Annotated in this window: 7 protein-coding genes; 3 read left to right on the top strand and 4 right to left on the bottom strand. The window is 67.3% G+C overall.

Features of this window, described 5'->3' with window-relative positions; translation table 11 throughout:
• The first annotated feature begins 35 nt into the window (after nucleotides 1-35).
• Both HCU76_RS13020 and HCU76_RS13015 read left to right on the top strand, forming a co-directional pair.
• Nucleotides 36-1,412 (top strand): toll/interleukin-1 receptor domain-containing protein, encoded by a 1,377-nt coding sequence (locus tag HCU76_RS13020; protein ID WP_371319811.1) that lies wholly within the window; start codon nucleotides 36-38, stop codon nucleotides 1,410-1,412.
• Nucleotides 1,409-5,227, top strand: a complete 3,819-nt coding sequence (locus HCU76_RS13015; RefSeq protein WP_218509524.1) for a WD40 repeat domain-containing protein — start codon at nucleotides 1,409-1,411, stop codon at nucleotides 5,225-5,227. The genes HCU76_RS13020 and HCU76_RS13015 overlap by 4 nt, the downstream gene beginning before the upstream one ends.
• A gap of 3 nt (nucleotides 5,228-5,230) precedes the next feature.
• Here the strand turns inward: HCU76_RS13015 and HCU76_RS13010 are convergent, their stop codons facing one another.
• The 4 genes from HCU76_RS13010 to HCU76_RS12995 all read right to left on the bottom strand — a co-directional run bounded on the left by HCU76_RS13010 (nucleotide 5,231) and on the right by HCU76_RS12995 (nucleotide 10,787).
• Nucleotides 5,231-6,226 (bottom strand): GTP-binding protein, encoded by a 996-nt coding sequence (locus HCU76_RS13010; protein ID WP_218509523.1) that lies wholly within the window; start codon nucleotides 6,224-6,226, stop codon nucleotides 5,231-5,233.
• Between the two features lie 412 nt (nucleotides 6,227-6,638).
• Complete coding sequence (locus tag HCU76_RS13005) at nucleotides 6,639-8,291, bottom strand: amidohydrolase (protein ID WP_218509522.1); 1,653 nt, start codon at nucleotides 8,289-8,291, stop codon at nucleotides 6,639-6,641.
• Between the two features lie 186 nt (nucleotides 8,292-8,477).
• Nucleotides 8,478-9,878 carry an FAD-binding oxidoreductase gene (locus HCU76_RS13000; protein WP_218509521.1) on the bottom strand — a complete coding sequence of 467 codons (1,401 nt, stop codon included), beginning with the start codon at nucleotides 9,876-9,878 and terminating at the stop codon, nucleotides 8,478-8,480.
• Nucleotides 9,879-10,388: 510 nt separating this feature from the next.
• The gene (locus HCU76_RS12995; protein WP_218509520.1) at nucleotides 10,389-10,787 is read right to left on the bottom strand and encodes a nuclear transport factor 2 family protein; all 399 of its coding nucleotides are present in this window, start codon (nucleotides 10,785-10,787) and stop codon (nucleotides 10,389-10,391) included.
• Between the two features lie 125 nt (nucleotides 10,788-10,912).
• Here HCU76_RS12995 and HCU76_RS12990 point away from each other — a divergent pair, with 125 nt between their 5' ends.
• The gene (locus HCU76_RS12990; protein WP_218509519.1) at nucleotides 10,913-12,448 is read left to right on the top strand and encodes a PLP-dependent aminotransferase family protein; all 1,536 of its coding nucleotides are present in this window, start codon (nucleotides 10,913-10,915) and stop codon (nucleotides 12,446-12,448) included.
• The last annotated feature ends 64 nt before the right edge of the window (nucleotides 12,449-12,512 follow it).

Raw genomic sequence — 12,512 nt, 5'->3', positions numbered from 1 at the left:
TTGATAAAAAGCAGCCGCAGCCTGATGCTTGCGCGGTGAGCGACGACCTGTTTGACGAGTTCTTTTGGAACGACCTGCTCGACTACATCGACGATCGCAGGGTCGTGGTGGTCATCGACAGCGGGCTGCTTCCCGTGGCTTGCGATGGGCAAACGCAAACCTTCGACGCACTGGTGGCGTCACGCCTGGCCGCGAAGCTGCGCATCGACCTGAACGGCGCCGGCCACGCGCCGCGCCTGGTGGATGTGATCAGCCGCTACCTGATGCTGCCGAGGTCGCGCAAGGAAGACCTCTACGTGCGCATCGCGCAAGTCATCAAGGACCTGCAAGTCGAACCCCCGCAGGCCATGCTCGACCTCGCCGCGGTGAGCCCGTTGAACCTTTTCGTGACGCTCTCGTTCGATGCGATGCTGGAGCGCGCGATCGATCTGGTTCGCCACGGCGGGGATGCCCGCACGGAGGTGGTGACCTTCGCGCCCAACCGCGCGACCGACTTGCCGACGCCGCTCGAACGTCTTGCCGCCCCCACTGTGTTCCACCTGCTGGGCCGTCAGTCTTCTGCGCCTGAATGGGTGATCTGTGACGAAGACAGGCTGGAATTCCTGCATGCGCTGCAGGACGATGCGCGCAAGCCCAAGCTCCTGTTCGACGCACTGCGCGACAGCCACCTGCTGCTGCTGGGCTGCCGCCTCCCCGACTGGCTTGCCCGATTCTTCCTGCGAGCCGCCAAGAACGCACCCCTGTCGTCACGACGCGTGACGCTGGAGTATCTGGTCGAGCCCATGGCAACGGGCGATGCCGAACTCGCGACATTCCTCGCGGACTTCAGCCCCAACACGCGCCTGGTCGCGCTCGATCCTTCGGTTTTCTGCGCGGAGCTGCGCAAGCGCTGGGGCGAGCGGCACCCCGAGGGCAACCCGGTGCGCCTTGACGAAGTGCCACCCCCGAAGGCCGGTGCCGACGGCGCCGTGTTCCTGAGCTATTCCAGCCAGGATGCGGTGGCCGTGCGCCGCCTCGCCCAGTCGCTGGACGCGGCCGGCATCGACGTCTGGTTCGACCGGGAGCAGCTCCAGGCGGGCGCCGAATGGGACCGACGCATCCGGCGCGGCGTCGACGCCAGCATCCTGTTCATCCCGGTGATCTCCCGCGCCACCCAGGACGAGACGCGAAGGCGCGACTACTTCTGGAGCGAGTGGAATGCCGCTGACGATCGGGCCAGCGGCATGGCGCCGGACGAGCCGTTCATCGTTCCCGTGGTCATCGATGACACGCCGCCCTACACCAGCGTCGTGCCCGACCGCTTTCGAAAGGCACAGTGGACCGTGCTGCAGGATGGCGAGGCCTCCGCCGCCTTCATCGATCGCATGCGCGAGATGTACCGGTCGATCTCGGCGCGCGCCAGGCGCCAATGAAGATGGAAGCTTCTGCAACCCCTGCGTCTGACGGTGACCCGGACACCGCGCGGCTGTCGTCGGTGCACCCCTGGCCCGGACTCGCCTCCTTTACCGAGGCCGACCGCGCCTTCTTCCGTGGCCGTGAGCGCGAATCCGACGAGCTCGCTCGCCTGGTGCGGCGCGAGGCACTGACGATACTGTTCGGACGCTCGGGACTCGGCAAGACCTCGCTCATCGGAGCGGGCCTCTTTCCGCGTTTGCGAGGGGACCTTCACCTGCCGGTGCTCATCCGCCTGGCCCACGGCGCCGCCCTGCCGATGCGCGAGCAGGTCCTGCAGGCGCTGGATGCGGCCTGTACCGAGGTCGCGGCCGAAGCCACCGCGCCTCTGGCGGGCGCAACGCTGTGGGAGCATTTCCACCGAAGCGATGCAGGCGTCTGGAGCCGCCGCAACAAGGCACTGACGCCGGTGCTGGTCTTCGACCAGTTCGAGGAGATCTTCACGCACGGGCAGGCAGATGACGAGACGCGCCGCAGCACCGAGGCATTCATCTCTGAACTGTCCGACCTGATCGAGGACCGTCCGCCCGAGGCATTGCGTCGCGCACTCGAAGACGATCTCTCGCTGACCACGCAATTCGATTTCCGGCGCAGGGGTTGCAAGGTGGTGTTGAGCTTCCGCGAAGACTTCCTGGCGGAGATGGAGGGCCTGCGCCAGCGCATTCCATCCCTCATGCGCAATCGCTATCGCCTGCTGCCGATGAACGGGTACCAGGCCCGCGAAGTCGTCGCCAGCGGTTCAGCGTTGGTGGCAGACGGCGTCGCGGACCGCATCATCGGCCTGGCGTGGCGCAACCACGCCGAGGCGCCGGCGGCCGAGGACTACGAGCGCATGGAGGTCGACCCCGCGCTGTTGAGCGTGATCTGCAGTGAACTGAACCTGCGCCGCATCGCCGAAGGCAGCGACCGCATCGGCGCCGAACTGCTCGCCGGGGCGGAACGCGAGATCCTCGTCGACTTCTACCTTCGCTCGCTGCGCGACCTCGACCCGCGCGTGCGCGTCTTCGTCGAGGACGAACTGATCACCGAAGCGGGCTTTCGCGACAGCCACGCCTACGACGATGCACTCGCGCTGTCCGGCGTCACGCGCGCGGCGATCGACCAACTGGTGGCCGGGCGCCTGCTGCGCGTGGACGATCGCTTCGGCGTCCGGCGCCTGGAACTGACGCACGACGTGCTCACGCGCGTCGTCAAGGACAGTCGCGACGCCCGGGTGGCACGTGAAGCGGAAGAGGCGGCCAAGGCGCGCGAACGGGAAGCGTTGGCGGCGCAGAAGCGCAACAAGGTCAAGAACCTGACGAGTTCCATCGTCATCGCAAGCGCGCTCGTCCTGTTCCTGATCGCGGGCGTTTCGATGTTCCGGGCCTGGAACGCGACCGACCGGGCCGAGAAGCTGTCGGTGGATGCGGTCGCGACGGATCTCCTCACCAACGCGGATCGTGCCCAGGTACTGAAGCCCGATCTCGCGCTGCTGCTCGGTACGCAAGCGAGCCTGATCTATCCGGAGCGCATCGATGCGCAACTGTCGCAGCTGGCACGGCTGATTGCCTACCATGGCGTTCGCAGGCTCCTTCCCGCCCAAGGCCAGGTGAACGTCTCGGCGGTGAGCCCCGACGGCAAGCGCGGTTTGCTCGGCATGGAAGACGGTGACATCTTCGAAATCGACTTCGCCAACTGGGACGTCGTGCGGCACCTGGAGAACGCGCACAGGGGCTCCATCCGCACGCTGGCGTACAGCCCGGATGGCACCCGGTGGGCGTCGGCCGGCGGCAACTCGGTGGTCGTCTGGAAGGCGGACGATGGCGTCCCCATCGCAAGGGTGGGCGCCTGGTTTCCCGGCGAGCCCGGCCGTGTCAGGCGGTTGACCTTCGACCGGGGCGGCCGGCATCTGGCCTGGACTTACGGGGGCAAGGCCACGGTGTGGAGCATGGCCGACTCGAAAACCGCCGTGCAGGTTGGCGAGACGGATGGCCGCTGCATCACCTTCGGAGACGACGGCGACACATTGCTGTACAGCACGGAGGAACGCCTCGAGGACAACGGCCGCCCCAGCACCGGCATCGTTGCCACCCGGCTCGCGAGCGGGGAAACGGTGCAGATGCCGCAAACGTCCGGGACCGTCTTGCGGCGCTCCAGTGATTGCCGCCTTGCCGTGTTGCGGACCGTGAACCCGGAAGGCAAGGCCGGCCTCGAATTGCGCGATGCCATGACCGGTTCGACCGTCGGATTCCTGGGGGATGCCGTAGATGACGAGGAGGAAGAAGCGGAGTTCGGGCCCGACGACCGTTTCCTCACGATCCGTCAGGGCGGGACCACCCGGGTCTGGCGCACGAAGCCGTTCGAGCCGCTCGGATCCGTGAATCACGACGAGGAAATAGTCGCTTCAGCGGTCAGCCCTGACGGGCGGTGGCTTGCGATCGGAATGCGCAGCGGCGAGGCCCTGGTCCAGTCGATTGCCGACAACGTCACGGTGGTGAACAGCCAGGAGCGACCGGCACAAGTGACGGCATTCCTGTTTTCGCCGGACGGAAAGTCAATGGCCAGTTTCAAGCCGACCTGGCAATCCCACCAGACGGTGCACAAGGTGTGGTCGCTTGAACAGGGCCCGGTGCTGGCTTCCGCCGGCAAGGTCCATCGTGCGGAGGAAATCGAATTCAACAGCGCAGGGACCGTCCTGGGAACGTCCATGTACAGCGCGAATTTCTGGAACGCGAGCGACGGTCGCCTGCTGAAGGCCGACGAGGATCTGGTGCTCGCGGAGTTCAGCCCCGACGGGACGCGGGTCGCCATCGAGCGACCCGGCGGCAAGGTTGACGTTGTCGATGTCCTGACGGTCGGCAAACCGATCCTGTCGCTGCCCGCACCCGCGGACGCGTCCCACAAGGTCAGGCATTTCGCGATCAGCGGCGACAACAAGTTGCTCGGTGTTGCTGCGACGGACGGCTCGATCTGGTTGCGCGAGATCCGTCAGGACGGCGCCACCACCACGCTGCCTTCGGCGCCGGGCACGAATGCCATCGCGTTCAGCCCGGACGACAAGACGCTTGCCGTGGGCGGGGACAAAGGCAGTGTCCAGCTCTATCGGCTCGGTGCGAAGACGACGGTCGACGTCCTGCCCAAGGTGCAGGAGGGCGAGAGCAGACGGGGCGCGGAGAACGACGGGGAAGCCGAGCGTCGCGCCGTCGGTCAGGGGGTGCTGAAGCTGACATTCAGTCCCGACGGGAAGCAGATCGTGCTGGGCCGGAAGGACGGCTTGACCGTCGTGCAGAACATTGCCGATGGACAGGTCGTGGCCACCTTCGGACCGCAGGAAACAGGGGGTGACCCGAACGTGGCTCGGAAAGACAACTCGAAGGACCGCCGGAACGACGATCAGGCCGGCGATCGGGACGGCGATTGGGTTGCCAATCGGGCGGCCGATCTGGTGGTTGACCGGTTGGTATTCATCGAAGGCGGCGATGCGTTGGTCAGCGGCAACTCAAAGGGCGGACGCGAAGTCTGGGATCTGCGAAAACGATGGCAACTCGCCCGATTGAGCGACCTGGGCGGGCGGGTGAAAAGCGTGGACATCAGCCCGGCCGGTCGGCGCGTGGCGATTCTGCAGTACGATGCGTCGGTCTCGATCCAGAACTGGGACCAGCAGACCATGCTGGAGGACGCGTGTCGCATTGCCGGTCGCAACCTGACTTGTGGCGAATGGCGGCAATACCTGCACGATGCCAAATACCATCTGATCTGTCCGGCGTCGCCACCGCCGGAGGATTCCTGCCAGTAGGCCCTAGCGCGCGGTGAGGCTACCGCGGAGCGATTGCTCCAGCGCCGCAGCGTGCAAGCGGCCGCGCAGGCCGATCGCGACGAGGGTGTTGTCGGTGGTAGCGGGCTGGGGCGTTCCGGCCGGCCATGCGCGCAGTGAGCCGTGGCGGCCGGCGAATTGCAATACGGCCAGGCCTTGGGCATCGGTGTGAACCACGCCCTTGAGCCGGATCACGCCGGGAGGCATGGCGCGCAGCAGGGCTCGTAGCGCATCGGCGCGGAACACACCGGGAGCGGTCAGCGACCACGTGTCGAACTCGGCGCCGTGATCGGGTGCGTGATCGTGGTCATGAGCGGTATGCGAACAGCCGGCGGCGCAATGCGGGCCGTGCGATGTGTCGCGCGTCGCAAGCGGTAGCGCCCCGCCGAGCAGCGCCACGGGTACCTCGCCGAACCGGGTTTCGAAGCGAGGCGTATCGGGCAACTGCGCATCGAACCTCGCGCGCACGGCAGCCAGGGTCCCCGCGTCCGCGCGGTCGCACTGATTGAGCACGAGCAGGTCGGCGGCGCGGAGCTGTCGGTCCACCGTGTCGGCGAGCAGGGGGTCGGCGGCTTGCGCCAGCACGCTCGTGACGTCGACCAGCACCACCACGCCGTCGAGTGCGAGCGCCGGGTCCGCGAGGCTCACCTGCGCGATGCGCCAGGGGTCCGACACGCCGCTGGCTTCGATCACGATCGCGTCGGGCCGGGGCGTGCTGTCGATGACGCGGATCAGCGCATCGGTGAGGTCGCCGCCGATCTGGCAGCAGACGCAGCCGTTGGCGAGGCTGATCATGTCGGCGCCGCGCGCACTGACCAGCGAGGCGTCGATGTTGATGGCGCCGAAGTCGTTGACCAGCACCGCCAGCCGCCGGCCGTCGTTGCCTTGCAGCATGTGGTTGAGAAGGGTGGTCTTGCCGCTGCCGAGGAAGCCGCCGATCACGGTCAATGGGATGCGGCCGGCGTGGAAGGTGTCGGTCATTTCAGTGTTCCATCGCGTTGGAGGCCGCATGAGTTGCTGACGGGGCGCGTGCCGAGGGCGCTGGGTATCCCCCTCCGCGAATGTCCCCCGCCTTCGGCTCCTCCTTTATTTCGCTGCGGGGGATACCCAGCACCCTCGGCACGGGGTACGCCGCGTTGTGCGGGCGGATCAACCATTGCGCGTCCGGATCACGTCGATGGTGTGCTCTGCGCAGCGAAATAGAGGAGGAGGCCGAAGGGCGGGGGACATTCGCGGAGCAGAGTACGCCGTCGGCGTGATCTCGCTCCCAACGCCACTCGTTCGCGGCCTCGTCCGGCAGCGAACGTCGGCGCTGTTTCATGTCCGCCTCATGCGTTGAACTGCGCATCCTTGCTGCCCGCGAAGGGCGAAGAGAACCGCCAGCGCCTCTCACTCACGCCGCCCGCGGCAACGCGATCACGCGACCGCCGATCACGGTGCCCAGCACCGGCACGTCCTTGAGTTTCTCCGGCGCCATCGCGAGTGGGTCTTCGGCGAGCACGCAGAAGTCGGCGTACTTGCCGATCTCGATGGAGCCGACCAGGTGGTCCATCGACAGCGTGAAGGCCGCGCCCATGGTGATGGCGTAGAGCGCATCGGGCACCGGGATGCATTCCGCATCGCCGAGCTTCCTGCCGGTGGATGTGAGTCGATTGACCGCGCACCACGCGGTGAACAGCGGGCCCAGCGGTGTGATCGGCGCGTCGGAGTGGATGGCCATTGGAACGCCATGCGCGAGCGCGGTGGCGCAGGCGTCCATGCGCATCGCGCGGTCGGGGCCCATCGTGAGTTCGCGGTGCGCGTCGCCCCAGTAGTAGATGTGGTTGGCGAACAGGTTCACGCACATGCCCAGCCGCGCCATGCGCGCGAACTGCGCGGCGTCGGCCATCTGGCAGTGCTGCAGCGTGTGGCGATGGTCGCTGCGCGGATGGGCTTCGAGCGCGGCCTCGATCGCGTCGAGCGCGAGTTCGGTGGCCTCGTCGCCGTTGGTGTGCAGGTGCAGCTGGAAGCCGGCCGCATGGAACTGCGCGATCATGGCCTTGAGCTGCGCCGGCGGATGGATCCAGATGCCATTGGGCGCGCCGTTGAAGTAGCCGGGCCAGCGTACGCGCGCGGTGAAGCCCTGGATCGAGCCGTCGATCACGATCTTCACCAGGCCGTAGTGCAGCTTGTCGTTGCTGCCATTGGCCTGGCGGTCGCGGATGCGCGCGGCGCTCGCGTCGATGCCCAGCGCTTCCATCATGCTGAGGAAGGCCGGCACGATGCGCACGGGGAAGTCGGGCTCCGATGTGACCGTCGACAAGCCGGCGGCGTTGTAGTCGGAGAGGTCGTTGACCAGGTCGGTCGCCGTCGTCACGCCGGCGAGCTGCGCCATCTGGCCGAACAGGCGCAGGCTGGCCGGGTCCGCCCCGGCCACGCGGAAGATGTTGCCGGTGAGTCGCGTCACAGGGAACATCGCCGCGAACTCCTGCAACTCGCCGCTCGGCTCGCCATCGTCGTAGCGCGCGACGCCTTCGACCTCGGTGTCGCGCGTGATGCCGGATTGCACCAACGCCGGCGTGTTGACGTTCATCAGGTGCTGGCTCGCATGCAGGATCACCACCGGGCGCGTGGTCGAGACCTGGTCGAGGTGGCGCGTGGTCATGCGCTCCTTGCCGAAGAAGATCGGGTCGAAGCCCCAAGCCAGCAACGGCTTGGCCGGGTCGCTCATCGTGGCTTCGATGGCGCGCAGGCGTTCGATCACTGCCTCGAAATCGGTGGAGCCGGTCCAGACCTTGCCGTCGGGCGCCGTGCGGGCATGGAAGCCGACGAAGGGGAATTGCCAGAGTCCGCCGGCCATCAGGTGGCAGTGGCCTTCGACGAGGCCCGGCATCAGCACCTGGTCGGCAAAGCGCGTGTCGAGCGTGAACTCGCCCCAGGACTGCATGCGCGCCAAGTCGCCCACCGCGAGCACCTTGCCGTCGCGCACGGCGACGTGCGTGGCCTCGGGCTGCATCGGGTTCATCGTGAGGATCTTGCGGGCCTGGAAGACGGTGATGTCGGTCATGTATCGAGCGGTGAGGGAATGAGGGTCATGCGGCCATGGCCTGCAATGACGACGGCGATTGTGGCGAAGGGAGGGACGGGGCGCTACCGGCTTGCCGTCGATGATTTCCACGCGGCGGCATCGCACCGATCAGGCCGTGCGTGATGAACAGGATGGCGATGCCCTTCTCACGCTGCAGGTCGCGCTTCAGAGGAGCTCGTCGCGCAGGTAGTACCAGCGGTACAGCATGCTCTGTCCGAAGCGACGGAAGCGTGCAGCCCATTCGCCTTGTGCGGGGAATTGCAATGGACTGTTGTAGATCGGCAGGTCGAAGGCCGCATCGCCCTCGCCTGCGATGCGCTGCGCCATGCGCCGGCCCGCATGCGCGGAGAACGACACGCCGTTGCCGCCATAGCCCAGCGCGTAGAACACGCTCTGCTTCGGATCGGGCCGCACCACGCGCGGCATCATGTCGTGCGCGACGTCGACCCAGCCCCACCACGAGTAGTCGACTTGTATGCCCTTGAGCGGCGGGAACTTGCGCGCGAGGCCGTCGACCAGCAGCTTGTAGTGCGCGTCGCGGCTCGCGTCGGCGCCGGTGATGGCGCTGCGGCTGCCGATCTGCACGCGCTTGTCGGGCAGCAGGCGGTAGTAGAAGCGCAGCGTGCGCGTGTCGGTAATGGCTTCGTGCGTGAGGAAGTTGGTGGCCTTGAGTTCCGCATCGGTCAGCGGTCGCGTAACGATGGAATTCGACAGCACCGGAAAGTAGCGATTGGTCAGCGTCGGGTGCAGGCCGGGCGCGGTGTAGGCGCCGGTGGCGATGCCCACCGTCTTCGCGCGCACGATGCCGCCGGGCGTCTTCAGGTGGTGCACGCCGTTCTTCGTTTCCCAGCCGATCACCGGGCTCGATGTGTGCACGCGTGCGCCGCCGTCGCGAGCGCGTCGCAGGTAGCTGTAGGCCAGCTTGAGCGGATGCACGCAGATGCCCTCGGCCTCATGCATGGCGCCGGCCGCGTCCTGGTCGTTGCAGTATTCGCTGCGCACTTCCTCGGTGCTGAGCATGCGCGTGGCATAGCCGAACTGGTCGGCCATCACGCGCGCCTCGTTGCGCAGGAAGGCCATCTTCTTCTCGCGGTGCGCGATGTAGAGATGGCCGCCGGGCTGCGGGTCGCAATTCGCATCGGCGACCAGTTCCTTGAAGGTGTCGAAGCCGAAACGGATCTCGGCGTCGAGCCGCCGCGCGGTGGCCAGGCCCCAGCGCTCGATCCACTGCGAGCGGTAGAGGCGGCCGCTTGCGTTCTGGCCCTGGCCGCCATTGCGGCTGGTGCAGCCCCAGGCGACACGATTGGCTTCGAGCACCACGGCCTTGATGCCGTGTTCCTTCGCGAGGAAGAGCGCGGTGGCGAGGCCGGTGAAGCCCGAGCCGATGATGACCACGTCGGCGTCGAAGTCGCCGTGCACCGGCCCGTCGTCGTCGGGGGCGGGGCCGGCAGTGGCGGCCCAGTAGGTGGGTGCGTAGTCGCGGTTGCGGCCGGGCCCGTCGGAGACCAGCGGGTCGTAGGCCGGGTCGTAGGGCGCGAAGAGTTCGCGCGGGGTGGCGATGCTCATGTCAGTTTTCCAATGCGCATGAAACCCGAAGCGGGACGGGTGCGGGCCGAGGACACCGGGTATTCCCCTCCGCGAATGTCCCCCGGCCTTCGGCCTCCTCCTGGGACCCTGGAGCCCACGGCCCCATGCACCCGATCGCACCGCGCTCGACGCGCCATGCGGCGTTGCTCCTCCTTGTGGGCAGGAGCCCACCGCGTCGTCGCGCCTTGCCTGGCACGCCGATCACGGCACGCTCGGATGCACGCGACCGTGGTTCCAGGGTCATTTCGCTGCGGGGAACACCCGATGCCCTTGGCCCAGGGCACGCCGTGTCGTGCCGGCCGATCAACGACAGCGCGTCTGGATCACGTCGATGGTGTGCTCTGCGCAGCGAAACAAAGGAGGAGCTGCGGGAGCCGGCAGCCGCAGGCTGACGGCGGGGGACATTCGCGGAGCAGAGTACGCCGTCGGCGTGATCCCGTTCCCGGCCGTCTCCACGGCTGGTCGTTGCACACATGATCCGGCCTCGCTTCAAGCCGCAGGCAGCAATGGGCGCGCCTTGCGGAACACGTTCTTCACGAGGATCTTGCCGTCCTTGAAGGTGAACAGGTCCACGCCGTCGGACTCGCTGCGCTGGCCGTCCAATGCGGTGCCCGTGAAGGTCCATTCCGACATGCCGCGGTCGCCCAGCACCAGATGTTTTCCATTCCGCCACTGCGCGTCCGGGAAGTTCGTCCACGCGGCGACGAAGGCCTTGGCCACCGCTTCGTGGCCGGTGTGCCGCGCACCCCAGGCATCGGGGCCGGCGGCAGTCTCGAACACGCAATCAGGATGCATGAAGGACATCAGCGCCGGCAGGTCGTGGCGGTTCCATGCGTCGGAAAAAGCTTCGAGGGTGGCTGCGGTGACGGGGGTGGCAACGGCGTTCAAGACGGCTCCTGCGGGTGATCAAATCTTGAGCAAAGGTTAAGCTCCGCTTGTCCCGACTCATAGAGCCAGTCCAGCCTTATCGTGAAAGCCAGATGCATCGCCCGATGCACTTTTGAAGAGCGTAGATGACCCCCGCCGTGACCACGAAGCTTCCATCGACGACGCCGCTGTGGGCGCAGCTCTTTGCGCTGGACGACCACACCGGGCTGCCCTTGCAATCGCGCCTGCGCCTGAAGGTGGTGCAGGTGATCCTCGACGGCCGGCTCGCCGCCGGCGCGGCGCTGCCATCGTCGCGCGACCTCGCGCAGGCGCTGGGGCTGAGCCGCAACACCGTCACCGCCGTCTATCAGCAACTGGTGGACGAGGGCTACCTGGAGTCGCGCCCGCGCTCCGGCGTGTTCGTCCATGCGGGTGCGCTGCCGTCATCGATCGGCGAGGCCCGCATCGTCATCGACCCCTTCAGCGCCGACGGCGCCAGCGCCGGTGCGCCACCGCAATGGAACGAGCGGGTGCTGCGCTCCTTACGCGAGCAACCGACGCTCTCCAAGCCCGCTCAATGGCGCAAGTTCGCCTATCCCTTCGTCTACGGCACGCACGACGCGCAGCTCTTTCCGACCGAAGACTTCCGCGAATGCTGCGTGCGCAGCCTGGCCCGCTCGCAACTGCCGAACTGGACGCCGGACTTCGAGACCGACGACATGCCCGACCTGATCGAGCAGATCCGCATCCGGCTGCTGCCCAAGCGCGGCGTGTTCGCGCGGCCCGAGGAAATCCTCGTGACGGTGGGCGCGCAGCACGCGCTCTACCTGGTGGCCGAGGCCTTGTTCGATCGCGGCACGCGCGTCGGCTTCGAGGAGCCGGGCTATCCGCATGCGCGCAACGCGTTCTCGCTGCGGACCTCGCAGCTGGTGGGCATTCCGGTCGACGACGAGGGCCTGGTCGTCGATGCGCTGCCCGCGCTCGACTATGTCTTCGTCACCCCTTCGCACCAGAGCCCGACCACGCGCACGCTGAGCCTGGAGCGTCGCCAATGGCTGCTGCGCAAGGCTGCCTTGCAGGACTTCGTCGTCATCGAGGACGACTACGAAGCCGAGAACCTCTATGCCGGCGAGCCCACGCCCGCCCTCAAGAGCCTGGACCGGACCGGGCGCGTGATCTACATCGGCTCGCTGTCCAAGAGCCTCGCGCCGGCGATGCGGCTCGGCTACATCGTGGCCTCGAAGGAACTGATCGGCGAGCTGCGCCTGCTTCGGCATGCGATGGTGCGGCATCCGAGCGCCTTCCTGCAGCATGCCTATGCGCTGTTCCTCTCGCTCGGCCACCACGACTCGCATGCGCGCCGCGTGAACCAGGTGCTGCGGCAGCGCATGGACGCGGCGATGGCTGCGCTGGCGCGGCACATTCCGGAGTTCGAGGCCACGGTGCCGAACGGCGGCGCCTCGGTGTGGGTCAAGATGCCCGAGGGGCTCGATGGCGCCGCACTGTCGCTGCGCGCGCGAGAGCATGGCGTGCTGATCGAGCCAGGCGACGTGTTCTTCGCGCAACCGCCGCGGCCTTGTCCCTACTTCCGACTGCGCCTGTCGTCGATCGACGTGGAGAAGATCGAGCCCGGCATCCTCGCCTTGCGCGACGCGGTGCGGGCGATGGCGCGCGAGGGTTGACCGGCTCGGGCCGGGTGCCCGCGGAATGCCCCGCGCCGAGCACGCGCGCAGCGGCCCCGATATA

It is taken from the genome of Variovorax sp. dw_308 (genome assembly GCF_019207085.1).
GTDB lineage: Bacteria > Pseudomonadota > Gammaproteobacteria > Burkholderiales > Burkholderiaceae_C > Variovorax.
The sequence above is the reverse complement of the archived record's forward strand: the minus strand, read 5'-3'. Positions and strand labels throughout refer to the sequence as shown.